This is a genomic window from Cellulosilyticum sp. ST5, assembly GCF_046529625.1.
Lineage (GTDB): Bacteria > Bacillota > Clostridia > Lachnospirales > Cellulosilyticaceae > Cellulosilyticum > Cellulosilyticum lentocellum.
Window position 1 is genome coordinate 1,615,090 of record NZ_CP132338.1, and the last position, 25,791, is coordinate 1,640,880.

General features: G+C 34.1%; 23 protein-coding genes and 1 pseudogene. All 24 read right to left on the reverse strand.

All coding sequences use genetic code 11. The features are described 5' to 3' along the window. Positions 1–492: 492 nt before the first annotated feature. Positions 493–873 (reverse strand): type II toxin-antitoxin system death-on-curing family toxin, encoded by a 381-nt coding sequence (locus QTL86_RS07925; protein WP_127066471.1) that lies wholly within the window; start codon positions 871–873, stop codon positions 493–495. Continuing rightward, positions 870–1,349, reverse strand: a complete 480-nt coding sequence (locus QTL86_RS07930; protein WP_127066470.1) for a hypothetical protein — start codon at positions 1,347–1,349, stop codon at positions 870–872. Before QTL86_RS07930 ends, QTL86_RS07925 begins: the two co-directional genes overlap by 4 nt. Further along, entirely contained in the window at positions 1,312–5,163 is a 3,852-nt protein-coding gene (locus tag QTL86_RS07935; RefSeq protein WP_410496928.1) for a type II toxin-antitoxin system death-on-curing family toxin, read from the reverse strand. Before QTL86_RS07935 ends, QTL86_RS07930 begins: the two co-directional genes overlap by 38 nt. Before the next feature lie 26 nt (positions 5,164–5,189). Next, positions 5,190–5,861, reverse strand: a complete 672-nt coding sequence (locus QTL86_RS07940; RefSeq protein WP_410496929.1) for a hypothetical protein — start codon at positions 5,859–5,861, stop codon at positions 5,190–5,192. Positions 5,862–5,911: 50 nt separating this feature from the next. Next, positions 5,912–7,012 (reverse strand): glycosyltransferase family 4 protein, encoded by a 1,101-nt coding sequence (locus tag QTL86_RS07945; protein ID WP_410496930.1) that lies wholly within the window; start codon positions 7,010–7,012, stop codon positions 5,912–5,914. Beyond that, on the reverse strand, positions 7,005–7,247 hold the full coding sequence (locus QTL86_RS07950; protein WP_127066466.1) for a hypothetical protein: 243 nt from the start codon (positions 7,245–7,247) through the stop codon (positions 7,005–7,007). Before QTL86_RS07950 ends, QTL86_RS07945 begins: the two co-directional genes overlap by 8 nt. A gap of 355 nt (positions 7,248–7,602) precedes the next feature. Next, positions 7,603–7,962, reverse strand: coding sequence for a hypothetical protein (locus QTL86_RS07955; RefSeq protein WP_330547537.1), 360 nt, complete (start codon positions 7,960–7,962; stop codon positions 7,603–7,605). Between the two features lie 107 nt (positions 7,963–8,069). Further along, positions 8,070–8,582, reverse strand: coding sequence for a recombinase family protein (locus QTL86_RS07960; RefSeq protein WP_334295403.1), 513 nt, complete (start codon positions 8,580–8,582; stop codon positions 8,070–8,072). Then, positions 8,559–9,032 (reverse strand): annotated as a pseudogene (locus QTL86_RS07965) (recombinase family protein); the annotation flags it as partial. The pseudogene QTL86_RS07965 and the gene QTL86_RS07960, both read right to left, overlap by 24 nt. Next, a complete protein-coding gene (locus QTL86_RS07970) occupies positions 8,989–9,717 on the reverse strand; it encodes a recombinase family protein (RefSeq protein WP_243118588.1) in 729 nt (242 codons plus the stop codon). The gene QTL86_RS07970 and the pseudogene QTL86_RS07965, both read right to left, overlap by 44 nt. 644 nt (positions 9,718–10,361) lie before the next feature. Next, on the reverse strand, positions 10,362–11,732 hold the full coding sequence (rlmD, locus tag QTL86_RS07975) for a 23S rRNA (uracil(1939)-C(5))-methyltransferase RlmD (RefSeq protein WP_410496931.1): 1,371 nt from the start codon (positions 11,730–11,732) through the stop codon (positions 10,362–10,364). A gap of 8 nt (positions 11,733–11,740) precedes the next feature. Beyond that, positions 11,741–11,947 carry a hypothetical protein gene (locus QTL86_RS07980; RefSeq protein WP_127066462.1) on the reverse strand — a complete coding sequence of 69 codons (207 nt, stop codon included), beginning with the start codon at positions 11,945–11,947 and terminating at the stop codon, positions 11,741–11,743. Further along, positions 11,944–12,483 (reverse strand): CRISPR-associated protein Cas4, encoded by a 540-nt coding sequence (gene cas4 / locus QTL86_RS07985; RefSeq protein WP_127066461.1) that lies wholly within the window; start codon positions 12,481–12,483, stop codon positions 11,944–11,946. Before cas4 ends, QTL86_RS07980 begins: the two co-directional genes overlap by 4 nt. Continuing rightward, positions 12,471–12,764 (reverse strand): hypothetical protein, encoded by a 294-nt coding sequence (locus QTL86_RS07990; RefSeq protein ID WP_127066460.1) that lies wholly within the window; start codon positions 12,762–12,764, stop codon positions 12,471–12,473. Before QTL86_RS07990 ends, cas4 begins: the two co-directional genes overlap by 13 nt. Continuing rightward, positions 12,761–13,693 (reverse strand): 3'-5' exoribonuclease YhaM family protein, encoded by a 933-nt coding sequence (locus QTL86_RS07995; protein WP_013656956.1) that lies wholly within the window; start codon positions 13,691–13,693, stop codon positions 12,761–12,763. The genes QTL86_RS07990 and QTL86_RS07995 overlap by 4 nt, the downstream gene beginning before the upstream one ends. 155 nt (positions 13,694–13,848) lie before the next feature. Continuing rightward, positions 13,849–15,345 carry an ATP-binding protein gene (locus QTL86_RS08000; RefSeq protein WP_410496932.1) on the reverse strand — a complete coding sequence of 499 codons (1,497 nt, stop codon included), beginning with the start codon at positions 15,343–15,345 and terminating at the stop codon, positions 13,849–13,851. Beyond that, entirely contained in the window at positions 15,297–15,977 is a 681-nt protein-coding gene (locus QTL86_RS08005) for a response regulator transcription factor (protein ID WP_127066459.1), read from the reverse strand. The genes QTL86_RS08000 and QTL86_RS08005 overlap by 49 nt, the downstream gene beginning before the upstream one ends. A 29-nt stretch (positions 15,978–16,006) precedes the next feature. After that, complete coding sequence (locus QTL86_RS08010; RefSeq protein ID WP_410496933.1) at positions 16,007–18,400, reverse strand: endonuclease MutS2; 2,394 nt, start codon at positions 18,398–18,400, stop codon at positions 16,007–16,009. 130 nt (positions 18,401–18,530) lie between these two features. Next, positions 18,531–19,235 carry an NlpC/P60 family protein gene (locus QTL86_RS08015; protein WP_410496934.1) on the reverse strand — a complete coding sequence of 235 codons (705 nt, stop codon included), beginning with the start codon at positions 19,233–19,235 and terminating at the stop codon, positions 18,531–18,533. Between the two features lie 108 nt (positions 19,236–19,343). Next, entirely contained in the window at positions 19,344–19,835 is a 492-nt protein-coding gene (gene trmL / locus QTL86_RS08020) for a tRNA (uridine(34)/cytosine(34)/5-carboxymethylaminomethyluridine(34)-2'-O)-methyltransferase TrmL (RefSeq protein ID WP_127066456.1), read from the reverse strand. A gap of 100 nt (positions 19,836–19,935) precedes the next feature. Continuing rightward, positions 19,936–20,910, reverse strand: a complete 975-nt coding sequence (locus tag QTL86_RS08025) for an alpha/beta hydrolase (RefSeq protein WP_190283314.1) — start codon at positions 20,908–20,910, stop codon at positions 19,936–19,938. Between the two features lie 136 nt (positions 20,911–21,046). Continuing rightward, the gene (locus QTL86_RS08030; RefSeq protein WP_410496935.1) at positions 21,047–23,212 is read right to left on the reverse strand and encodes a DNA topoisomerase III; all 2,166 of its coding nucleotides are present in this window, start codon (positions 23,210–23,212) and stop codon (positions 21,047–21,049) included. Between the two features lie 138 nt (positions 23,213–23,350). Beyond that, positions 23,351–24,019 carry a starch-binding protein gene (locus tag QTL86_RS08035; RefSeq protein ID WP_410496936.1) on the reverse strand — a complete coding sequence of 223 codons (669 nt, stop codon included), beginning with the start codon at positions 24,017–24,019 and terminating at the stop codon, positions 23,351–23,353. A gap of 31 nt (positions 24,020–24,050) precedes the next feature. Next, positions 24,051–25,790: a glycoside hydrolase family 13 protein gene (locus tag QTL86_RS08040; protein WP_410496937.1), complete on the reverse strand. Its 1,740-nt coding sequence runs from the start codon at positions 25,788–25,790 to the stop codon at positions 24,051–24,053. Position 25,791 lies beyond the last annotated feature (1 nt).

Genomic DNA, 25,791 nt, shown 5'->3' on the forward strand with positions numbered 1-25,791 from the left:
AAATAGTTTGTACACCTCCCCTAAAGATATGTTCCCACAAGCACCACCTGCCCTAAAACACACAAAGGCTTAAAGCGTATAATCGCTCTAAGCCTTGATATATCTAGGTTTTATTTGTTAAGCTTCACTACAGTCTCAACGTGCCTTTGGACAAAGTGAGGAAACTATTTGGTATAAATAGGAGAGTGCACCCCCGGGGTTCGTTGAGATACCCCCTAATAAATAGGAAGAAACTCATTCAAATTATTAGGAATAGTTTGATTAACACTTATATTATCAGCTCATCTTTGACTTAGAAATTGTTTATTGTACTCACTAAATGATTATGGGACACCCCTTTTAAAAAAACAAGAATTTGAAAAGTATCAATTTACCATTTTTGCAAAAAGGGTCTCTACGTCTTGAAATTCATCATAAACCCTTAGGTTGAACCCAAAACCTTCATTAAAACTTGATTGGTGTACCAGGTTGATAAACTATACTATACTTTACCTAAATAATTTTATGAGTTTCTATCCACACTAATAACTCATTGTATTTCATACTTCCACTTGCTAATTCAATCCCTACTTGAATTAACTCTTTTTGTTCATACTTTATAGCTATATCATTAAGTTTTAATAATAGAAGCATGATTAAAACACCCATCCTTTTATTTCCATCACTAAAACTATGATTAGCAACAATTCCCCACGTTATGCGTGCGATTTTTTGTTCAGTAGTAACATATGCTTCTTTTCCATAAATTGTTTGAAATGGACTATTAATAGCCGAATCTAACAAATTTATATTACTAATTCCCTCAACTCCCCCAGTTTCTTGAATTAGTAAACTGTGCAATTTTATTAATTGTTGTATATCAAATTTTATCATTTTGCTAACTCCTCAAAGGCATCTCTATTTTCCTGTAATATAACTTTCGCTATATTGAAAATATTCTCTTCTCCTCTGTTTTTAATATATTGTTCTACCTCACTCATCCAGCAGCTAGTAAATTTCCAATTCTCTCGTTCCTTAGTTATAGATATATAAAACTGCATAGTTTCCTCAGTCTCTATAGTAAAAACAAATATCACACTTTTCCCGAAATGATCAATACACTGTCGGTTCATACTATAAAATTTTTCTATCAACACATTTATCTCATTATTATCAATCTCTATTTTTTTTTCATTTAATATACTAAAAAGCGTTTTTAAAGGCTCCTCTGTATCAATACTTACTATATCTTGTACATTGTTTTTTGTAATAAATACGATAGAGTACTGATTTTTATCTCGTTCACCATCATATTTTAAAAACAATTTAATATTACTTTCCGCTAAGTATTTCTGCAATTTCTGAAACATCTTTTACACCTCCTGTTGCTATTGAATTAATCAAATCCCATTTTTGATTATCAGACAATGAAGTCGTAACTCCTAAATCATCTAATAACATATTCATTGTATCTAAAGCCGTTCTTTTATTTCCATTCTCAAAAGCATGACTTGCAACACCCTTTGTAACCGCTGCTATTTGTTCATATGGCTCATCATAGTAGGAGGCAGAATTTAATATGCTTTCTATTGAGTTATACGCTTCATTTCCATTTGAATATTTCTTATTAATATTCCTAATATCACCTGCAATTTCATCCATATTATCAATTAAATTCCTACTAGACTTAACCACTCCATTTACACCATCATCTATCTTATTAACTGCATTTTTAACAGCAGCCTTTTCTGATGCTGCTACCTCATCTGAGTATTTTACAGCAGCTTCACTTACTAATGCAAGTTTTTCTGAGCCTTTTTTTCCAGTCTTTATTAATTGAAACACTTCATCCCCGTTCTTTACTACTCCTAATACTGGAACTATCCCTATTCCATCTAACACAGTTTGCCCCACATGTCCCCAAGACCATTCCCATTGATCTATATCTGCTAAAAGGTCTCTAACATCTGCTGGTGCATCTAATCCAAATAACCCCAGTGCCATTTGTCCACCTGTTCCTAACAATGTTACATCATCTGTATAGTTTCCTTTGATTAATTGATTTAGACTTTTTTCCAAATAGCTTCTTTCTGTATTTGATAAGGTTATTTCAACATATGTCATATTAGGATCTTTAGGCCCTATACTTTCTCCTTTATTATCATATCCTTTTATTGCTTCCTGTACTTCTTTGGGCAAATGAGAAATATCTGAACTAGTATCTTTTTGTGTATTTGTGTCTTCTTTTACATTATTAGCTGAAAGTTTTAGTTCGATACCTTTAGATTTAAGTTCTTTATCTATAACCGCTAGTGTAGTTTGTCCTACCATCCCCTCATTACTACCTGTATTATCTATATGATGGTCTTTTTTAAATTGATTTACTGCTGCGAGAGTCTTTTCTCCAAAGTATCCATAAGTTCTATGTGTATCTAAGTACCCTAACTCTTCTAATGCAATTTGAAGTTCCTCTATGCGTTTTCTTTCTTCTATCTTAACTATATTAATTCCTTCTCCTGGAGTATTAAACCCCATACCTATATGTAATAGACTTCTTGTATCCTTTACTTCATTATAACTTCCTTTTTGTTTGTTTGCTATCTCTCTTTCTATGCTTTCTAAAGTACTTATTCCTACTTTTCCATTATTTATCCCTTCATTACCCAGGTTATGATCCTTCTTATACTTATTTACTGCTTCTAACGTAAGGTTTCCAAAATATCCATAGTATCCGTTGGTATTTAAATACCCCAATTCTTCTAATGCTAATTGAAGATTACGTATATCTCCACTTACATCAGTTACTTTCTCATTAGCTGCGATATTCCTACCCATTCCCAGACTTAACAGTTCTCTAGAATCCGATATGATTATATTTTCTTGTTTTTTATTTTCCTCTTTATCAGTAGGGGTACTATTCGGTATACTGACATCTGATACTGGTTTAAAAACACCATTTCCATTTACTTGCCTCGTACCACCGATTTCTTTAGGAATATATTTGTAGTCATCACTGGATACAATTTTCCCATTCTTGATAATCTTACCATCTATATTCTGATAGAAATTATCTCCCTCTATGTAAACATATGATTTTAATTCACTACTATTAATATGGGGCGTACTGCTACTTATAGGTGTACTACTGCTTATAGGTGTACGGCTACTTATAGGTGTACTACTGCTTATAGGTGTGCTACTGCTTATAGGTGTACTACTGCTTATAGGTGTACTGCTGCTTATAGGTGTACTACTGCTTATAGGTGTACTGCTACTTATAGGTGTACTGCTACTTATGGGCATACTATTACTTTGAATATATCCACCACCGGATGTACTTTTTATTGTAGTACTGGAAGTATACTGAATCCATGGTGAGTTACTACTACTAATTTGAGTTATAGGATTGTATTTTTCATCTCGTACATCAATACCTTGTATAACAAGAGACTGTATTGTATTATTATCATAATAATAACGTGTACCACGATCACTTTGTCCACGTACAATTATTACATATTGTCCCTCTGTTGAAGTCTCTCTTGTACCTCCTATTTCTTTAGGAATGTATTTATAGTTTTCTTGAAGGACTGCTTCTCCATTTTTATACAATTTCCCTAATATGTTATCATATGTATTATTTCCTTCAGTATATGTATGTATATCTCTATTTATATCGAAGTTAGAACTTTCAACAAACTGCCCATTCCCATCATTAAGTCTATTTCCACCGATTTCCTTTGGTATATATCCCATATTTTCTTGTTCTACTAGATTACCATTTTTATATATTTTCCCATTAACGTTTTCATAAACATTAGTTCCTTCGATATAGATTTTCTTATCTCTGTTTATATCAAATTCTGAAGCATTTACAAATTCACCATTTCCATTTGATTGTCTATTCCCCCCAATTTCTTTTGGTATATACCCCATATTTCCTTGCTCTACTAAACTACCATTTTTATATATTTTCCCATTAACATTTTCGTAAATATTATTTCCTTCTACATAAATTTTTTTACCATTGATAACATCGAAGTTAGAACTTTCAACAAACTGCCCATTCCCATCATTAAGTCTATTTCCACCGATTTCCTTTGGTATATATCCCATATTTTCTTGTTCTACTAGATTACCATTTTTATATATTTTCCCATTAACGTTTTCATAAACATTAGTTCCTTCGATATAGATTTTCTTATCTCTGTTTATATCAAATTCTGAAGCATTTACAAATTCACCATTTCCATTTGATTGTCTATTCCCCCCAATTTCTTTTGGTATATACCCCATATTTCCTTGCTCTACTAAACTACCATTTTTATATATTTTCCCATTAACATTTTCGTAAATATTATTTCCTTCTACATAAATTTTTTTACCATTGATAACATCGAAGTTAGAACTTTCAACAAACTGCCCATTCCCATCATTAAGTCTATTTCCACCGATTTCCTTTGGTATATATCCCATATTTTCTTGTTCTACTAGATTACCATTTTTATATATTTTCCCATTAACGTTTTCATAAACATTAGTTCCTTCGATATAGATTTTCTTATCTCTGTTTATATCAAATTCTGAAGTATTTACAAATTCACCATTTCCATCTGATTGTCTATTCCCCCCAATTTCTTTTGGTATATACCCCATATTTCCTTGCTCTACTAAACTACCATTTTTATATATTTTCCCATTAACATTTTCGTAAATATTATTTCCTTCGGTATATACTTTCTTTATATCTTGTGAATCATTTGTTGATAAGGAATACCCGTTTCCAGATGTATTTCTAGTACCTCCAATTTCTGAGGGTATATATTTTAAATCATCTTTTGTTACAATTTTACCATTCTTATAAACTTCACCATTTTTATTTTCATATACATTATTACCTTCAATATATATGTCAGGCGTACTATTTTTTAAGTCATTGGTACTAGTGCTACTTGGAGGAATATTAGTGCTACTTGAAGTAGTACTTGTACTAGGTGTATAGCTACTTGTGTAACTATCTGTATTTGCTATGTAGTTTCCGTTCCCTTCATTATTTCTAGTACCACCAATTTCTTTAGGAATATATTTATAATCTTCATTCTTAACTGCTGTACCATTTTTATATATTACCCCATTCTTATTTTCATATATATTGTTCCCTTCTACGTATGAACAAGCACTCATGTTTTTCATCCCCTTATATTTAAAAATCAACGTACTTTAAACGATGGCTCATGTGATAATCTAAAGTAATCTTGCAGTTTATAATAGCCGTTAATAAATACCCTTATTATCCATACGCCCTCAGGATACTCCCGCTGTTTTTGACTCAAGTCTAAACAAAACCATTTAGTTTGAAATTCCTCTTTTCTGTGCGTTTCCCCATAAAAAGTATGCTCGCTTATATGATACAGACTCATACTAGGTTCATACCATAGTACTGTTATTTGATGTAAACCTACTTGCATTTGTAACTTAATCCCTAGGCATACTTTTCTATCAGTCTTTAAATTGATAACTTTTTGTGTAAAATTCTCGCTAATATCATGCCATAATCTATTTGTAATTATATATTTCTGAATATGCATAGTATCTTTTAACACAGGATTACTTATTTGATTATCTCTAATTCTTACAATTGACCACATTTCATTCTGTTCATCCAATGCATATTTTTCACTTGTCGGATCATTTAACTTAATATATTGGTTTACAACATACTTATAAAAATATATCCCATCAGGTAAATGCAAGTTGATGCACCAGGTATCTCCCACTTTAAGTAATCTATCCTTATTATGTTGGCAACCATTCAATGACCCTATTATGTAAATTTCTTGAATCTTAATATCCTTTATATCTTTACAAACAAAAAGTGCCATCTTAATCTCCTATCGTCTATCTTAAAAGCAAAGATATTCAACATTATTAACTATGATTCTAATAATTCTCTCCACGTTTCTACATACTTCTCAATCATTTTTTCTACTGTAAAATTTTGCAATTGTACTTCTAAGTATGTAACTTCCTTGTTAATATATTCATCACTATCTTTTTGAAATAACTTTATAATATCAATTAATTCATCCTGTTCATATGCATCATATTGATATTTATAGTCCTGAATAATTTCACTGATACCTCCATTTCTACTAGATATAATAGGTATTCCCCATTTCATACCTTCCACAACCACATAGCCAAACGGTTCATACAATGATGGAATAATAAGTGCATCTAATGAATTTAAGAAACTATCTTTTCTTGCCCCCATGCACCATCCCATAAATCTTACTTTATCATTCATATTTGCTGCTTCAATATATTGAAGTAGTGTACTAAAATAATAAGGGTCATTATTAGCACATGCAATTCTTAGTTCACCATCTATATCCTTAAATGCCTTTATACATTCTAAAATTCCTTTTCTATAATCCATTCTGCCAATATATCCAAATATCTTCTTTTTATGAGCGGTTCGTTTATTTTTTATTTCTTCAAAAGCTAAAGTAATTCCATTATGTATTACTTTTGTTTTGCGATCATATTGTGGATAAATATTAAGTAATCTATTTCTTTCTGCATAAGAAACACAAATTAACTGATGTGCATTTTCACACATATATTCAAAATTCTGTTTTATGTTTAGATTTCCACCAAACGGATCATCTTTAGGTGGTGGTTCGGGTAATGGTACTGAATGAATCACATACACGACTTTTTTACTAGAAATTATTTTTTCTGTAACGCAAAATGCTAATTCATAGAAATGAATAACAACTATATCACACTCTAAATCCTCTATTTTATAACCTTCATCATATGTCATGGATAAAATGTCATAGAATCCAGGGAAACTCCCTATATCAATATCGGTATAAGCATTATTATGTATATGGATAAAACCCGTTTCACCATCTCTATGTTTATATAATTCGTTAATATATGTTCCCATGCCTCCTATCACATAATTACCTATCTCATTAGTAATATGTACTACTTTATATTTTGTTTTAAAATATAAATTAATCAATTAGGTCTTCCCTCTTTCCTAAAACAACATTATATTTAAATATTTGATACCTTTGGTACTTATCGTTACATTCTAGATATATTGCTGGAATACATTCCAAATCTGGATGTTCAAACTGTCTATTTAAATCTAATATAAAATAACCTTCTATATTTACATTTACGTTATACACCTTATCAAGTATAAGTTTTTTATTATTAACAATCACTTCTTGAGGGAGTAGTCTATTTTTCATATTATTTCTCCATTAATCCTTCTTAGATTTTAATAAATATATTGTACAAAATAGTAATTATGTCCCAGGGTATATTATAGGTTATAAAAAATATTTAGATTGCAATCTATGCCTTTATGTAAGTTACAGGCTATTAAAAGATTAGTGTAGACACAAATCAAGTTGTTAAACAGCGTATTTATAGAGTAATAGATATAAGCTGAAATTTAGAAACGTTTCCAAAAAAAGTTTGATAATTTTTAATATTAATAATATTATACTTTGACAAACTTTGTTTTGCAATTATTATAGTTCTTGTTAATTCGTCAATATATTACATTTTGAGGTACTTTATTTTATTAAAGCACAGGAAAATCTACTTTTGGTTCATTAATACTTTATATTGGTACTCTAAGTTAGTATCATCTAATAGTGAAATGTGCAGTTTTCCTTTGCCATCTATCACTTTGATCTGTTCCAGCATTCTAAGACCTAGGTTCTCATTGAATTGTTCCTGTTTTACTCCATGATCTAATATCTCAATAAACTCATTTAACCTATATTGTTTTAATGCATCACTATCCTCTAACGCAGTTCTCCATTTTTCTAAGAAATACTTCTTATTTGCAACTAGTTCATTAAATGCCTCAACAAAGGCTTTCTTCAATATCTCCTCGTTAATGTGTCTACTCTCACAACCTTTTACTCCTTTAACCTTATATCTATTTCTGCACATCTAAACTTTCCTTTTACCCTTACCCTCGGGCTGCATCCACGTTCTCCTATTATAGACAGAGCCACAAATACCACAAATAACTTTGCCACCAAAGGGTATTCTTGTGTCTAGATTCTTGATGCCATGCTCCATACAAAAGTTTTGCGCCTTTCTATCTCTAATTGAACAGCTTCCCAAGTTTCAGGTTCTATGATAGCTGGGTGGCTTTCTTCTACATAATACTTTGGGACTTTACCAGTATTCTTTACACGTTCCTTTGTTAAGAAATCTACTGTGTAAGTCTTCTGCAAGAGTGCATCCCCTTTGTATTTCTCATTTTGTAAGATGCTTTTGATGGTGCTCTCGTACCACTTACTTGTGCCATTCCAGTTTTTAACCTTCTCTTTTTCTAGTTCTCTTGTAATATGGGCTGTACCTTTGCCATCTAAGAAATCCTTATAAATCCTTTTTACAATTACTGCTTGTTTACTATTGATAATAAGATTACCTTCGTTATCTTTGTCATAACCTAAGAACTTTTTCTCATTAATAGTAACTTTACCTTGTTCAAACCTTCTTCTTACACCCCAGGTAGATGCCTTGCTAATCGATAAGCTCTCTTCCTGCGCTATACTAGACATCAAATTTATCAGAAGCTCACCATTTGAGTCTAATGTATTGATGTTCTCTTTTTCAAAAAATATTCCAATACCTAAATCTTTTAACAGTCTTATATTATTTAAGCAGTCCACGGTATTTCTGGCGAAACGGCTTATAGATTTTATGACCACCATGTCTATCTTATGCTCTTTGCAGTCTGCAATCATTTTATTAAATTATTTCCGCTTCTTTGTATTGGTTCCTGATATACCTTCATCGGCATAGATTCCCACTATTTTCCACTCATCATTGTTGTTTATTAAATTTTTAAAATATATTCTTTGTGCCTCAAAACTATTTAATTGTTGGTCCTGGTCTGTAGAAACTCTACAGTATGCAGCTACTCTCTTTTTTATAGGATGGATTATCCCATTGCTTTCTGTTACTTCATTTTTTGGTACTACTGGTATAAGTGTAATGCTTCTGGCCATTTTTTATCCACTCCCTCACAATAGTTTCTTCTTTTATATTAAGTCCCTCTAAAACACTTTCATCTATAACTGTTCCAGAGCAGGTAGCCTTTCCATTTTTAATATAAATACTACATTGCCACACGACTTTTTTACATGGCTTTCCACTGTTCCAAACTCTGCGTTGTAGTTTACTGCCACACTTACTGCAAATGAGTAGTCCTGATAAAGGATATTTTTTACTATTTCCCTTTTTATTTCTACGCCTCATTTTTAATTCTTCTTGGGCCTGCTCCCACATCTCTGTAGATACAATAGGAGAATGATTTTCTCCTACATAAAAGCTTTCTTTTTTATTGATGTTTCTTCTACTCTGCTTGCATAAATGATCTGGTCTATAATATTTCTGTAGCAAAGCATCACCCTTGTATTTCTCGTTTTTCAATATTTCAAGAATAGTAGTATCATGCCATCTGGCCCCTGTTACTGTTGGAATCCCTTCTGCATTTAATTCTTTTGCAATGATAAAGCTTCCTTTACCAGTTAGATAATCTTCGTAAATACGCCTTACTATCTGAGCTTCTTTTTGATTAATAACCAAGTCCCCATATTCATCTTTGTCATAGCCTAAGAAGCGCTTTGTATTAATAATGAGCTCGCCTTTTTCAAACTTCTTTCTAATACGCCATCTGATGTTTTCGCTCACACTTCTACTTTCTTCTTCTGCAAATGCAGAAAGGACAGTAAGAATAAGCTCACCGTCCTACGTTAGTGTTTTGTTATTTTGGTCTTCAAATTATAACAATTAAACCTTTACGCAAAACTACCTACTTACGCGTAATTGTGCCCCCCTACTCATTTGGGAACATATATCCGCTCTAAATCTACCCAAAAACACATCAAGGCTTAGAACACAAAAACGTTCTAAGCCTTGATATTACTAAGGTTTATTGTACCGCTAAAAAAACTCTTTCCCACTTCACCCCCCACAAACCTTAATCCTTCGTTGCCCGCTAAAAAAAGTCATGCCTGATTTCTTCATTTTTGACCTATTTTTTTCTCTCAAATTTAACAAAATCGGGAACAACTTTATTTTCATTAAAACAAAGTCATGGCTGATTTTAAAGGAAAGTGATTAGGGAAAAGGGGTAAGAAAAAAGGATTAAGGGATGTTTTTCCCTCAATCCTTCTATCTTTATTTTTCTTTAAAACCCTTGTCCCTCAATCTCTTAACCCTATTTTAATTCCTGCTTTGATCCCTGGTTTTTTACCCTTGAACCTTACTTCTTATTCCTGCTCTTTCTTCCTGCATTTGCTCTGGTGGAAGAAATTAGTGGGAAAGAGTTTGTTTTAGGGGGACACTATCCTTGACATCTTAACCACACTCTCGACATGCGTCGTTTGCGGAAACATATCAACTGGTTGTACCTTCTCTACTTGATACCCTTCTACTACAAGATACGCTAAATCTCTTGCTAAAGTAGCTGGATCACAAGAAACATATACTATTTTATTAGGTGACATCTTGATTAAAGTCTCTAATAATTTGCTATCGCAGCCTTTGCGTGGTGGATCTACGACTATAGTATCTGCCACAATGCCTTGTTCATACATTTGTGGGATAACTTCCTCTGCTTTTCCCACATAGAATTCTGCATTGGTAATATGATTGAGAGCTGCATTTTCTTTTGCATTTTCAATAGCTTCTGGTATAATTTCTACGCCATATACTTTCTTTGCTTTTTGTGCAAGAAATAAAGAGATAGAGCCTATCCCACAGTAGGCATCCCAAACGATCTCATCGCCTGTTAGCTCTGCATATTCTAAAGCTTTGGTATATAGTACCTCTGTTTGCTGAGGGTTGACTTGGAAGAAGGATAAAGGTGAGATTTTAAACTGTAAATCTCCAATGTAATCAATAATGGCATTCTCTCCATCTAAAACTGTACAGCTATTGCCTAATATAGTGTTACTTTTTTCTAAATGCTGGTTAAGTATAATACTTGTTACAGGCGCTACTGCTTTAATAGCTTTTACAAACTCATCTGCATGAGGTAGTTTGGGTCCGTTAATCACTAAGCACACCATCATCTCCTCTGTATGATAACCTGTTTTAATCATTAAATGGCGTACCAGTCCTGTATGCTTTTCTTCATCATAAATGCTAATCTTGTACTTTTCTAAAAAAGCTATTACAGCTTTCATAATGGCTTCTTTTTTAGGATCTTGAATGTAACAAGTTTCTAGTGGTATTAGCTGATGACTACGAGGAGCAAAAAAGCCCGTTTGTACTTTGCCATTAATCTGACGAATAGGATATTGGGCTTTATTACGATAATGATAAGGGGTGTCCATTCCTAGGGTTGGTAATACCTCTATGTCTTTTAGACCACCAATACGATTTAAGCAATCTTTTACTTTTTTGGTTTTCCAATCTAATTGTGCCTCATAGCTCAGATGTTGAAGCTGACAGCCTCCACAGGTCTCTGCCACTTCACAAATAGGTTCTACCCTAAAAGGTGAAGGTGTAATAAGCTTTACTAATTTGCCATAGCCAAAGCTTTTTTTCACTTTTACAATACGTATTTCTACTACATCTCCAGTAATCGCTCTAGGAATGAAAACGGTAAAGTCATTGATTTTACCAATCCCTTCTCCTTCTGAGCCCATATCTGTAATAGTTAGCTCGTAGTGCTGATTCTTTTCAATTGGTTTATCCATAGTTACTCCTAATTTAAACGTTTATTTTTCTTATTTTCCTCAAAAAGTAAGGTTTTAATAGCTTTTGCTAATACTTCATCATCCACAGCTTGCATACGATCGGTCATGTTTTTTTGCAAAAAGCGCTCTAATAAAGGTGAATAGCCTTGCTCTTCTTTTTTCACCAATGGTTTTGCTGTATTTTCTTTACTTACTTTTCCTTCTGTTTTCTTCATTTCGCTCTCCCCTGCCATTCACATACGGTATCTTTACAAATACAATGTTTACATTTCATAAAGTCTGGTGTTGCTATTGGCTTATACTCCCCTTCTAACATTTCTCTCATTTGCTTCATTGTACGCTTAAGATCTGCTCTTAGCCTAGCCGTGTTACGAATCGTAAAGGTTTTATTGGCATAAACCAGTTTTCCATAAGGTGGCTTTTTTCCATAAACTTCTTCAATGATTAAAAAATAAGCTACCAGTTGATACACATCTCCTAGGTGTGGTTGATCTTCTGTTAGCTTACCACTTTTAATCTCTAACGGAATATAACGTCTTAGCAGCCAGGTTTCAAAGATAAAATCCGGCTTTCCTTGTAAAGCTAGACGTTCTGCTACTAAAAGCTTTGTTCCTTTTTCATCTTTATAAATGGCTGACGCTCTTTTGACACCTATTTCTCTCCGGTCTTTAACACTTATTGTGGGTCTAAAACCTAACCATAAAAGGAGTGTAAAACTAAGGAGTAAGCTTATTTCTATTATTTGGACCATCTCATAAAACTCCCAACTAAAATAGCAATCACTAGGATTAGCCCTAAAATCATTAATAGACGTTTGATGCGGTAGCTTCTATAATAGGCCTTATGAAATTTAATTCCCTTTGTAAAATGCGCTTCTGTTTTACTTTGTTTACTACCTAGTGCTTTATACTGCTCCTTTAAAGCAGTTTGCCCATAATAACGGCCATAATACCACTGATAGGGACAATAAATAAAGCGATTTATTTCATTGGCAGATAACTTTTTATGGGCACTTCCCTTTTCTTTCTTCATAAGGTTACTCGTCTAATATTTCTTCCTAATAATTTATGATAACCTACATAAGGCTCTTCACTACTTGTTTCTAAAAGCTCATCTATCATTTTAAGCCGTGAATCTGAGAAGTCTGCTAAATGAACAATCATAGCTTCTATACATTTAGGCCTTTTAGGTGATGCATATTCATATTCACCATGATGAGCGATGACTACATGCTTAAGTAACATTTCAATTTCTGCTGGAAAGCCTTCAATTTGGCTAGCTGCATCATGAATTATTTCAGCTCCAATCACTAAATGGCCAATGAGCTGGCCTTCATCTGAATAATCATTCCTTGGAAAAGTGGTTAATTCTCTAAGCTTGCCAATATCATGCAGTAAACAACCTGCTATTACCAAATCCTTTTGGGCATTTTCATATAAATCTGCCATAGCAAGACCTAGTTTAGTGACTGTGATGGTATGCTCTAATAAGCCATTTAAATACCCATGGTGAACACTCTTACCAGCACTATGAACGATAAAATCATCATACGTTTTTTCATCTAAAAAGATGGTCTCTAAAAGCTGCTTAATAGAAGGTTCTTGAACCTTTTCAATGAGCTCTAATAGCTCTGCTTCTAATACATTTACATCTTTTTTGGTATGTGGAATAAAGTTCTTTAAGTCATAACCGCCTTCAGCTTTTTGTATTTTAGTCACATTAAGCTGCAAGTTTTCTTGATATAGTAAGGTCTCTCCTTCTACTTCTACAATATCATCTACTTCAAAAGGTAAAATACAACTATGAAAGGACCAAATCTTGGCATCTATAGCACCCGTACGGTCCTGTAATCTAATAGTACAATAGTCTTTTCCATTTTTATTTTTTAAAATTTGTTTAAACTTACATAAGTAATAGCCTTTGATATTGTCTTGAGGCTTCATATCACTAATTTGTGTCATATACTCTCTCCCTTTTCTTTCCTAAAGTAATACTAACAAATCTACCATGAGTTTTCAACGCTTTCTATAGATTTCACTGTTAAATTCTGTTAACAAACAAAAGAAAAGGTATTTATTCTTAGCATCTTGCCCTTGCCAAGATAAATACCTTGTTTTTAAAATAGATTTGCTTTCTTCTGTTGCAAACTAAAATAGAAAATAACCGGCTTATTTTCTTCTGATTCAACGCCGACCACTTCTCCATGTTGTTTGATAATTTCTTTCACAATAACTAACCCTAATCCTACACCGCGCTTATCCATTCCTCTAGAACGATCTCCTTTATAAAAGCGATTCCAAATTTCTGATTGTTGCTCTTTTGGAATAGGTGGTCCTGAATTACAAATAGCTACCCATATTTTATCATCTTTTAATGCTGTTCTTACTTCTATCGTGCCATCTTGCTCTACAAATTTCATAGCATTATCTAAAAGATTTTGGACCACACGGCTGATTCCATCTAAATCTGCTACAACATAAGGTGGATCTGCTTCAAACATCTTAACTAAACTTACACCTTTTTCTAAAGCCCGTTTTTCTAAACTAGCAAAATTACGTTCAATAACACTATTAATATTGAAAGCTGTTTTATGAAGCGCATCTTTAGATTCTTCCATCTTATTTAACTCTAGAATAGTATTAGTCATACCAATCATACGATGCGTTTCACTAAGTACAATCTTTAAATAGCGTTCTTGCTTTTCTGGGGAAATAGTTCCATCTAACATAGCTGTTACAAAACCTTGGATGGAAGTTAAGGGAGAACGTAAATCATGAGAAACATTGGCAATAAAACTTCTCCTATTCTCCTCAATCTTATCTAATTCTTCAGCCATATGGTTTAACGACAAACCTAGTTCCGCTATTTCATCTTGCCCCTTCACTATAATACGCTCATCAAAATGACCACTTGCTATGGTCTTAGCAACTGTATTCATCTCTTTTAGGGGCTTGGTCATTTGTTTAGAGATAAAATAAATCCATATGAACATGACCGTCCCTACAATCCCCACTACCTTTAAAATTAAATTTCTTACTTCATCAATAGTCTGAAGCACATAAGGCATCGGTGTATGAATAAACAAAGCGTATTGTACCTTTTCACCTACTCCCATGGGATAACCAATGGTTAAAACAGGTGTAGAAAAATAATCTTTAAAACCATTTTCAAGTCCCACTGCACGTCCCTCAAAAACCTCTTGCAAGTTAGCTTCTTTGGGTAACTTTTGTGCCATATTTTGTACACTATCTTTACCAATTACAAGCCCCTCACCCTTTTGATCTACAATCCAGGTAGTCGCTTGCAAATAACTGGACATGACTTGTACACGATATAAAATTTTCTCTAGTGCATCTTCTTTAGAAGTACTATAAGCACCCTCTTTATAAAATTCCGTGGCAATGGTTTGTGCTTGCTTTCTCATAATATCCTGAGTATATTTCACAAAATAGGACTGAAACGAATGGGTAAAGGTGATAAAAAGCATGACTAACATCAACACTAAAATACTGATATACACAGAAACTAAACGGCTAAATAAACTTGGAAATCTCAGTTTATCCATTATCTCTCGAATTTGTAGCCTACGCCCCAGACGGTTTTTATGCTCCATGTGTGATCACCCTCAAATTTATCTCTTAGCCTCTTAATATGCACATCTACAGTTCTTGTATCTCCTACAAAGTCATATCCCCAAATCTTATCTAAAAGCTGCTCTCTAGTAAAAACTTGTTTAGGATGACTTGCCAGAAAATAAAGTACCTCTAGTTCTTTTGGTGGTAATTCTACTAAAGCTCCTTCATAAGTCACCGAATAATTGTCCTTATCAATAATTAAATTATCAAGCACAATACGATTTTTAGGTGCAACTTCCTCTATCGGTTGCGTATTACGTCTAAGGACAGCTTTCACTCTTGCTATAAGTTCTTTAGGATCAAATGGTTTTACCATATAGTCATCAGCCCCTAACTCAAGGCCTAATACCTTATCAAATACCTCTCCTTTAGCAGTAAGCATAATAATCGGCGTGCGATGCTGCTTACGAATTTCTTTACAAACATCATAGCCATCTAGTTCTGGTAACATGACATCTAGCAGTACTAAGTCTGGATGAAAAGATTCAAACACTTCTAAAGCTAAGCGACCTGTAGCCACTTCCTTTGTTTCATATCCTTCTTTATTTAAGTATAAAGCAATTAATTCGGAAATATTGGTGTCATCATCTACTATAAGTATCTTTAACATATCTTCCCTCTTTTCTATAGATTACTGTTTTATTTAATCGTTACTACTGTAACCCCCATTTCTCCTTCTCCATAAAGTCCTGGTCTTTGGTCTTGTACATGAGGGTGTCTTTTTAACTTTTGGGTGATGCCGCTTCTAAGGGCACCTGTTCCTTTACCATGAATAATGGTAACTTGTTTAAGCCCTGATAAGTAGGCGTCATCTAAATATTTATCTACTACCGGCCAAGCTTCATCTACCATCATTCCTCTTACATCTACTTGCGTGGAAATGGTACTTGTTTTATTCATATGATAGCTCACTTGACCTTTTGTCTTTTTCTTTTCCTGCTTTTTAGCTACCTGTATTTCTTCTTCTAATCTTGTAAGCCCACTTAATGGGATGCGCATCGGCATAATACCTATACGTACTTCTACATTACCACTACGGTCTGCTGCTGCCGTTACAACGCCTTTTTGCATTAACGAGGTTACCATTACTTCTTCGCCTACTTCTACTGCTTTTAAAGCGACTTTTTCTTGTCTACCTACTACTTTTCCTACGCGTTTATGTTGTGCAGAAACAGTATCCGACATGCGCTTTTTTGCATTGTAAAGGCTTTGTTCATCAATGGTTGCTTGCGCTTTTCTAGCTACTGCTCTTACTTCCTTAAGCACCTTGTCCGTTTCAGCTTCAGCCGTTTTAAGTATTTCTTTAGCTTTTAACTCCGCACGTTCTAGTACTTTTTTCTTAGCTTTCTCTAATTTCTTACGTTCGTTTTGAATTTCTTCCTTTAGATGTTCTGCTTCATCACGAAAAGCTTTGGCACGTTCACGTTCCATTTCAGCTAAACGCTTGCTTTGCTCTAAGTCAACTAAGATATCTTCCATTTTGACGTTTTCTTTTTGTAAGTAAACTTTAGCTTCGTCGATGAGATACTCTGGTAATCCTAATTTCATAGAAATAGCAAAGGCATTGCTTTTACCTGGTACTCCAATTAAAAGGCGATAAGTTGGTCTTAAGGACTCCACGTCAAATTCACAGCTTGCATTTTCTACGCCATCAGTTGAAAGTGCATATAATTTAAGTTCACTATAGTGAGTCGTTGCAACAGTACGAATTTGTTGTTTTCTAAGATGTTCTAGGATAGCCATGGCTAGGGCAGCTCCTTCTACTGGGTCTGTTCCTGAACCTACTTCATCTAATAATACTAGGGAGTTTAAGCTCATGTCTTTTAAAATGCTTACAATATTAGTCATATGAGCTGAGAAAGTACTTAAACTTTGTTCTATACTCTGCTCATCACCAAGGTCAGCATAAATTCCTTCAAAAATAGCCATTTCACTACCTTCAGCCGCTGGAATCTGTAAGCCTATAGCAGCCATAAGTGAAAAAAGTCCTATGGTCTTTAAGGTAACTGTCTTACCACCTGTATTAGGTCCTGTAATAAGTAAGGTGGTAAAATCCTTCCCTACATAAATGTCAATCGGTACAACACTTTCTTTTGCTAAAAGAGGATGTCTCGCTTTTTTCAGAAAAATGTAACCTTGATTGTTTAAGCGTGGCTCACGACAATCATAACGAAGGGAAAATTCACTACGTGCAAATATACTATCTAAAAGGGTTAAAAGCTCATAGTTTCTTCCAATCTCCTCAGTAATAGGGGCGATTTGATTGGTTAATTCAATGAGCAATTTTTCAATCTCTTCTTGTTCTTTAACCTCTAAACTTTTTAAGGCATTCCCTAACTCTACAACAGCCATAGGTTCAATAAAAACAGTAGCACCTGTAGAGGATTGATCATGTACAATGCCTTTAAATTGACTTTTATACTCAATCTTAATAGGAATACAATAACGGTCTTGTCTCAGTGTCACAACAGGATCTTGTATCATATCTTGATAATGGCTAGAATGAATCATATTTTGAAGGACTTCTTTAATTTTAACACCTAAGGATTTCATTTGTTTTCTAATGTGCGCCAGTTCAGGTGTTGCATCATCTGCAAACTGATCTGCGGCTATAATACAACGTGAGATTTCTCTTTCTAAGGTTGTAAAAGGTGTTAAGCCTTCAAAATAGCCGCCTATTGAAGGATATACTTCACCTGTAGCAATCGCATCTTGATAGTAGTTCTTGCCTTGTCTTGTTAATCTTAATACATCTCTAATGGCTAACAACTCACCTGCACTCAAAATAGCACCTATATCAATATGTTTTAAAATAGGCTTAACCGCTTTAAGAGTACCAAGAGGCATTTTACCTTGTTTGATACTTATATGAATAGCTTCTGCAGTTTCTTTTTGAAGCGTTTTAACTTCCTCAAGCTCTGTAAGAGGCATTGCATGAGCAACGGCTTCTTTTCCACCTTCTGTTACTGCATAAGCTTTAACTAATTCTTTAACTTTATGAAACTCTAACTTATAAAGTGTTTTTTCATTCATTGTGTTACCTCGTATACAATATTTTACGCTATTTTTATTATGGCACATCTTCTGCTATTTGGAAACACCCTTGCCCGTAATTTCACCAAAACGTAATACAAAAAGAGTCCTCAAAAGGACTCTTCTCATTTTAAAAATAATGTAAGATACGACTTCCCATTACATAATTACGAGTATAGTAATTACTACTTAATCGGCTGAGCATGACACCTCTCGTACTATCTGCATGAAGAAATTGACCATTACCTGCATAAATACCCACATGAGAAATACGGCCGTTATTAACACCCGATGTGTCAAAAAATACTAAGTCTCCTGGCTGAAGCTGTGATTTTGTAACTGGAATACCATCTTTGGCTTGCATATAGGAAACTCTACTAATGTCAATATCAAAACCTGCATAAACCCTTTGGGTTAATCCTGAACAGTCTACTCCGCTTCTTAGATCGTTTCCTCCCCAAACATAAGGGGTTCCAATAAAGAGCTTGCCATAGTCTACAATTTCTTCTCCTAATACTTTACTATATGGAATAAAGCTATCATCAGGTACTTCCACAAAGTCTTTAGATACCCAGCCTTCTTCACCTTTTACACTTACTCTATACCATTTATCATTTTGTCCAAGGATATGGAGTTCTTGCGCATTAGCTAACATAAGCACCTTGCCGTATTTACTTGGATAGTTCCTTACATTGATCTCATTTCCTACTAACTGAGCTGTTACTCCTGTGTAACTTGGAAATATGTTATTTTTAGCTGTAGTAGTAGCATAAACAGGAATTAAAGTTCCCCATAAAATACCAATTAGACATACAGCTTTAATTATTTTTTTCATTGTTTCCTCCTAAAATGCACACGCTAGGCGTGATTTAAAAATCAACCCTATTTCATTATGAACGGATTTTCTATTTTTTATACATCTTAGTCAGAAAATTGTTTTTATTTACCAGTGATAATGATGTAACTCACCTTGCTTAGTAAGATGCTCAAACTGATGTTGTCTAAGCGCTTCATATATGACAATGGCTACGGAATTAGATAAGTTTAAAGAACGTGCTTCAGAAATCATAGGGATACGAATGCATGTTGCTTTGTTATCTAATAAAATTTCTTCTGGAATACCTGCTGTTTCTTTTCCAAACATAATATAGCATTCTTCTTCATAGCTTACATCTGTATACGTTTGTCTTGATTTTGTTGTTGCCATATAAACTTTAGGGTAATTATTTTTTTCTAGAAATTCCTCATAATTTTTATAAGTTTGAACATTAACAAGATGCCAGTAATCAAGACCTGCTCGTTTAATCTGCTTTTCATCTAAAGAAAAGCCTAACGGTTCTATTAAATGCAAGGTAGCACCTGTAGCTGCACAGGTTCTTGCAATATTTCCTGTATTTTGTGGTATTTCTGGTTCGTGTAAAACAATATGCATCATTATGTTTCCTTCTTTCTTTATTCATCCATTATTTCTTATTCTAACACGACCTTTCATTTCGTTCAACGATGCCATCTGGCTTATTCATCTATGCGATCATTTAATACTTACCTACTATTCTTTTTACCTGACAATGACGTCTTTTAGGATAAGCTAGGTGATGAAGAAAGTTTAATACCTTTTCTTCATAAGCTTTCTTCTCATGGATATAAGCTCTAATGTGTCCTTGCACAGTAGGTACCCAATAGTCTACTTTTCCTTTTTCTTTAATAGCTTCATAGATAGTAAGGGTATCTTTATAAGGAATGACCTCATCCCCTTCTGCATGAATAAGTAAAAGAGGCCGCTTTCCTAATTGCTTAGCAGCTTCTAAAGGACTTACTTCTTTTATATTCATACGAAGCCAATGCTTAGTTAACCCCACTGTTAAGTAACTAAATGGAAAACTTGGAAGCTTTGTAAAACGGCTCATGTTCTCATATAAATAATGTTTTAAATCCGCATAGGGACTATCTGCTATAATTCCCCGCACTTCTTTTGCCATAGCACCAGCCATAATAGAAACAGCTGCTCCCATTGACCATCCCATTAATACAATATGATGACAATGCTTTTCTTTTTTCACATAACGGATAGCTGCTAATAAATCATAACGTTCTAAATAACCGCCAGTTGACATCCTACCCTCTGAAAAGCCACAGTGTCTAAAGTCATACATAAGTACATGATACCCATCAGCACTCATCTGCTTTACCAAATCAAATAATGCAATTCCTTCTAGTGTTCTTACATTATGATAGCCATGAGATAAAATAACTGTATAACGGCTATCTCTAATCACGCCTTCTTCTTGAGCTGGTATCCACCAACCAGATAACATTAACCTTTTGCCTCCCTTGTTCCTTACTGGTCCATCAAAGCTCACATCTTCATAAAGAAGGCCATAATCTGAAGGCCACTTATTAATGGTTTCAGATGGTGTATACATCATTCGATAACCAATATATAAACAAGTTCCTAATATAGCGCCACCTACTGCGCAAGGCGCTAAAAAAATCCAGTCTTTACTTTTCATTTCTAAGCCACCTCTATTACTTTTTATTAGTTTGTTCATCTACTTGGTTTTCTATAACTATTCTCTGGATACTCATCAAAAAAAGACTTACTTAAGTCCATTGAATAGAATAGGATTGCTTAAGTAAGTCACTACTTTATTTGTTTAGTTTCGCAAAAGCCTCTGCAAAAGCAAAGTTACCTTCTTCCTTTTTAGTTTGCTCTTTAAGGTATTTTTGTACAGACTTCTTGTCTACCTTTTTGCTCTCACTACGGTATTTCTTATTAAAGACACTTAACTTTTCACGGAAAGTACAAGTGGTACAAACATAAATTTGCCCTTCACCTTCTCCTCTTAATTCTAACTTTTTATGGCAGTTAGGGCATCTTGTTTGGGTGAAACGGCTAATATTTTCTCTATAACCACAATTTCTATCTTGACAAACATACAGTTTTCCATGCTTTCCTTTTACTTCTAACATGAGCTTGTTACATTCAGGACAGCGTTTACCTGTCAGATTGTCATGAATATATTTTTCTCCGCTTCCCTTAACAGATTGCACCAGTTCTTCACTATAAACTCTGATTTTTTTCATAAAGGCTTTTGGATCTTGTTTACCTTTACTAATTTGTTCTAATGCCATTTCCCACTCAGCTGTAAGTAGTGGTGATTTTAAATCAACTGGTACTAACTCAATGAGCTGCTTACCTTTAGAAGTAGGAACGATTTCCTTCCCACTTTTCTCGATATAAAACATGTTGTAAAGCTTTTCTATGATATCGGCTCTTGTTGCAACTGTGCCAATGCCACCGGTCTCCCCTAATGTCTTAGCTGCCTTTTGATCCACTTCTACATATTGATGAGGTTTTTCCATAGCAGAAAGTAGTGTAGCTTCTGTAAAACGACTAGGTGCTTTTGTCATTTGCTTCGTTTTAAAGAACTGTTCTAAAACAACTGTTTCTCCCTTTTTAACTTCTGGTAAGCTTTGTACCACTTCATCCTCATCTTCATCGGCTTCTATTTCATAAAGCATTTTCCAGCCTGGTTCAATCACTTTTTTGCCCTTTGCTACAAAGCATTCCCCTTCACTGCTTACCTCTAATACGCCTTCATTATAAGCCATAGGTGGTAGTAAAACACTTAGAAAACGCTTGACAACTAAATCATAAATTTTACGTTCATCGCTATTAAGCTTTGATAAATCTGGACTTTCCTCTGTTGGAATGATGGCATGGTGATCTGAAACTTTGCTATTATCTACAAAATGTTTACTTGACTTAATACCATTTTTCAGAACTTCTCTTGCTCCTATTTTATAAGGTCCTATAGCAATAGCATTGATTCTTTCTTTAAGTGTTGGTACGATATCCTCTGACAAGAATCTAGAATCTGTTCTTGGATAAGTAAGCACTTTATAATTTTCATATAAGCGCTGCATCACTGATAGGGTTTCTTTTGGGCTAAAGCCAAAGCGTTTATTGGCATCTCTTTGAAGCTCTGTTAAGTCATATAAAGCTGGTGCATATTGTTTCTTTGATGTTTCCTTATATTCGGTTACTTGTGCCTTGCTCCCTTCTAACTTGCCAATTAAAGTATCTATTTGCTTTTCATCAAAGAAACGGTCACCTTTTTTACCTTTATAAGCAAGTTGAATGCCTTTGCACTTGGCTGATAACGTGAAGTAAGGCTTCGGCTGAAAGTTTTTGATAGCTTCTTCTCTAGCTACAATCATTGCTAAAGTGGCTGATTGCACACGGCCTGCTGAAAGCTGCGCATTAAACTTACAAGTCAGTGCTCTTGTGACATTAAGTCCTACTAACCAATCTCCTTCTGCCCTACAGACAGCCGCTTTATATAAGTTTTCATAATCTTTACCTGGCTTAAGATTTTTAAAACCTTCCGAAATTGCTTTATCTGTAACAGATGAAATCCATAAACGTTTAATAGGCTTTTTAACCCCTACTTTATCAATGGTCCACCTTGCTACTAATTCCCCTTCACGTCCTGCATCTGTAGCAATAATGATTTCATCTATGTCTTTTCGTAGCATTAAGCTCTTAACGATTTGAAATTGCTTACCTGTTCCTTTTAATACAGTTAATTTCATGCGTTCTGGTAGCATTGGAAGTGTTTCCATACTCCATGTTTTATATTGATTACCATAAGCTTCTGGGTCAGAAAGACCTACTAAATGTCCCATAGCCCAAGTAACTACATACTTAGGTCCTTCAAAAAAACCATTTTGCTTTTGTGTACATTTTAAAACACGTGCTATATCTTTTCCCACACTGGGCTTTTCTGCAAATACTAATACTTTTCCCACTTTATTCTCCTTGTCTGCTTACTTTGTCATCTGCTAGCTCGTTTAATAACCTCTTTTATTATAGCATTCTTTTCAAGATATATACAGCATCAAAAGAACCTCCTATTGTTTATGATAGGAGGTTCTCGTAGAAATAATTTATTTCTTCTTTTTAATAACAATATAGCCTAATAAACCTACGATGACAATAGCACCGATAATACCTATTACTAATGGTACATTAGAGCGTGTTGCTGTCTGAGTTGATGCTGGACTTTCTGTAGGCACTGGTGTTGCTTTTAATGTTGGTTCAGTTGTGGGTGCCACTGCTTCACTAGGCGCTGGTGTTACCTCCGCTACTTGATTAGCCAATGCCTCTATTGCTGTTTTGGCTTCAGCTTCTGTTTTATAAAGCTGCGCTTCACCTGCTGCAACACCTAAATCATTACTACCTTCTAGGGCTGAAATAACAACCCAATACTCCTGTTGCTGATCTATAGGAATATCTTTAATATCACTAGATTGTGCTTCTGCTTGGCCATCTCCATTGATATCCACACTAAATACTAAATTTAAATGATGCTCCGCATTAATGGTAGCTGTATACCAATGCTCCGTTTCCTCAGCTGTCATAGTTGTTCCTGGAAATGCACCAAGTATCTCCCCATCATCACCCCAGTTATATATATTCATACTCTCCCATCCACTATTATATGCATGAACAACTACAGAAGTGGCAGCTTTAGTCTCTGCACTTAACCCCAAAATACTTGTTACAATTCCTAATGCCATCAAAAACGACCCTACTCTTTTTAACATCTGATTCATTTTATTCACTCCTTATAGATTGAATTTTTAATTAGCTATTTATTATTTTGATATAATAAGTGTGTCCTGCAGGAATAACCAAGCTGTCTTTTTGATTGATAGGGGTATTATACAATACCTCTTCACATCTACCTCCTTCCTTCTTTCCTCTGTATGCAATTTCATAAGTGAGGGGCCCCTGTGTTTGATTGATCACTATATCTATCATTGCTTCCTGATCATATCGTCTCATAACAAAAAGCTTCCCTTGGTAAAACAAGCTCATTTCTCCTGTTTGAAGTACTTTTTCTTGCTTTCTAATCGCTATTAAGCGCTTATAATAATGATATACATCTTGATCCCAATGTGCTTCACACCAATCAAATCCTTTTCTGCATCCCGGATCATATTCTCCTATCATCCCAATTTCTGTACCATAATAAGTACACGGAATCCCTATATAGCCGAATAAAAAAGCTGCTGCATTTTTAAGTGAAGCCTTATCTTCCTGACATAAAGTTAAAAACCTTTCTGTATCATGACTATCTAAAAGATTAAGCATCCCTTCATTAACTTGCTTAGGATAACGCATATATAAACTCGTCAGTTGTTCTTTAAAAGCCTTAGCATCTATAGCCTTTCTAGCAAAATAATCTCCCATTAATTTAGTAAGTGGATAATTCATGACACTATCAAATTGATCACCCATAAGCCACGGATAAGCATTGTGCCAATTCTCTCCAATAATCACCACCTCTTGATTAATGCCTTTTACTAGTTCTCTAAATGCTCTCCAAAAGCCATGTTCGATTTCATCTGATACATCTAAACGCCAGCCATCAATACCATAGGTTTTGGTCCAATAACGAACAACGGAAAAAAGATACTCTCTTACTTCTGGATGAGCTGTATTTAGTTTTGGCATATAAGGCACCTGAGAAAAAGTTAAATAGTTAGGCGGCTCTAGAATCACTTTCTCCCCTTTAATAAAAAACCAATCATAATACTTAGATGCTCTACCTTTTTGCATCACATTTTGAAATGGAGCAAATGCTATACCACAATGATTAAACACTGCATCTAAAATAATTTTCATCCCTTTTTGATGTGCTTTTAAGACTAGTTCCTCAAAAATTTTTTCATCTCCGAAATAAGTATCAATTCGCATGTAATCTACAGTATCATATTTATGATTAGAAGGAGATTCAAAAATAGGAGTTAAATAAATGGCATTAATACCTAGTTTTTCTAAGTAATCTAACTTTTCTATAATCCCCTTTAAGTCTCCTCCAAAAAAACTCTTAGGCGTAGGATCATCTTCCCAGGGGGTTAAAGGTGTTGGAGAATTTGCTACATCCCCATTAAAAAAACGCTCTACAAAAATCTGATAAAAAATAGCATCTTGAAGCCAAGAAGGCTGCTTATGTACATCTTCTGCATTAATAAAGGGATATTGAAAATAATAACAATATGCCATATCATCATTAAATATTTCCTCTAATCCCACTTCCGTTAAAAATAAATAGTCCTCTCCTTTTTTTAGTCCAAAGTAATAACCTAGTCTAGTATCCTCTAATTGAAGCCTGTACTCATAATAGTCATAATACTCATCTTGATAAACTTTCTGCATCCACCCACTCTTTTTATTTTGCCAATTAAACTTATTGCCATAAAATAAAGTGACTTCCTCTAAATCATCTTTGGCGGTCCTTAAACGAATATGTAGTTCATCTAACTTATAAGCATAAGCATAATTACTTTTTGGGATATGACATAGTGCTTCTTTATTCATA

Excerpts from the sequence above, each read along its gene's own strand:
- QTL86_RS07925 (WP_127066471.1), bottom strand. The coding sequence starts at position 873 with ATGATAAAATTTGATATACAACAATTAATAAAATTGCACAGTTTACTA.
- QTL86_RS07930 (WP_127066470.1), bottom strand. The coding sequence starts at position 1,349 with ATGTTTCAGAAATTGCAGAAATACTTAGCGGAAAGTAATATTAAATTG.
- QTL86_RS07935 (WP_410496928.1), bottom strand. The coding sequence starts at position 5,163 with ATGAGTGCTTGTTCATACGTAGAAGGGAACAATATATATGAAAATAAG.
- QTL86_RS07940 (WP_410496929.1), bottom strand. The coding sequence starts at position 5,861 with ATGGCACTTTTTGTTTGTAAAGATATAAAGGATATTAAGATTCAAGAA.
- QTL86_RS07950 (WP_127066466.1), bottom strand. The coding sequence starts at position 7,247 with ATGAAAAATAGACTACTCCCTCAAGAAGTGATTGTTAATAATAAAAAA.
- QTL86_RS07955 (WP_330547537.1), bottom strand. The coding sequence starts at position 7,962 with ATGTGCAGAAATAGATATAAGGTTAAAGGAGTAAAAGGTTGTGAGAGT.
- QTL86_RS07960 (WP_334295403.1), bottom strand. The coding sequence starts at position 8,582 with ATGTCTAGTATAGCGCAGGAAGAGAGCTTATCGATTAGCAAGGCATCT.
- rlmD (WP_410496931.1), bottom strand. The coding sequence starts at position 11,732 with ATGGATAAACCAATTGAAAAGAATCAGCACTACGAGCTAACTATTACA.
- QTL86_RS07980 (WP_127066462.1), bottom strand. The coding sequence starts at position 11,947 with ATGAAGAAAACAGAAGGAAAAGTAAGTAAAGAAAATACAGCAAAACCA.
- cas4 (WP_127066461.1), bottom strand. The coding sequence starts at position 12,483 with ATGGTCCAAATAATAGAAATAAGCTTACTCCTTAGTTTTACACTCCTT.
- QTL86_RS07990 (WP_127066460.1), bottom strand. The coding sequence starts at position 12,764 with ATGAAGAAAGAAAAGGGAAGTGCCCATAAAAAGTTATCTGCCAATGAA.
- QTL86_RS07995 (WP_013656956.1), bottom strand. The coding sequence starts at position 13,693 with ATGACACAAATTAGTGATATGAAGCCTCAAGACAATATCAAAGGCTAT.
- QTL86_RS08000 (WP_410496932.1), bottom strand. The coding sequence starts at position 15,345 with ATGGAGCATAAAAACCGTCTGGGGCGTAGGCTACAAATTCGAGAGATA.
- QTL86_RS08005 (WP_127066459.1), bottom strand. The coding sequence starts at position 15,977 with ATGTTAAAGATACTTATAGTAGATGATGACACCAATATTTCCGAATTA.
- QTL86_RS08010 (WP_410496933.1), bottom strand. The coding sequence starts at position 18,400 with ATGAATGAAAAAACACTTTATAAGTTAGAGTTTCATAAAGTTAAAGAA.
- QTL86_RS08015 (WP_410496934.1), bottom strand. The coding sequence starts at position 19,235 with ATGAAAAAAATAATTAAAGCTGTATGTCTAATTGGTATTTTATGGGGA.
- trmL (WP_127066456.1), bottom strand. The coding sequence starts at position 19,835 with ATGATGCATATTGTTTTACACGAACCAGAAATACCACAAAATACAGGA.
- QTL86_RS08025 (WP_190283314.1), bottom strand. The coding sequence starts at position 20,910 with ATGAAAAGTAAAGACTGGATTTTTTTAGCGCCTTGCGCAGTAGGTGGC.
- QTL86_RS08035 (WP_410496936.1), bottom strand. The coding sequence starts at position 24,019 with ATGAATCAGATGTTAAAAAGAGTAGGGTCGTTTTTGATGGCATTAGGA.
- QTL86_RS08040 (WP_410496937.1), bottom strand. The coding sequence starts at position 25,790 with ATGAATAAAGAAGCACTATGTCATATCCCAAAAAGTAATTATGCTTAT.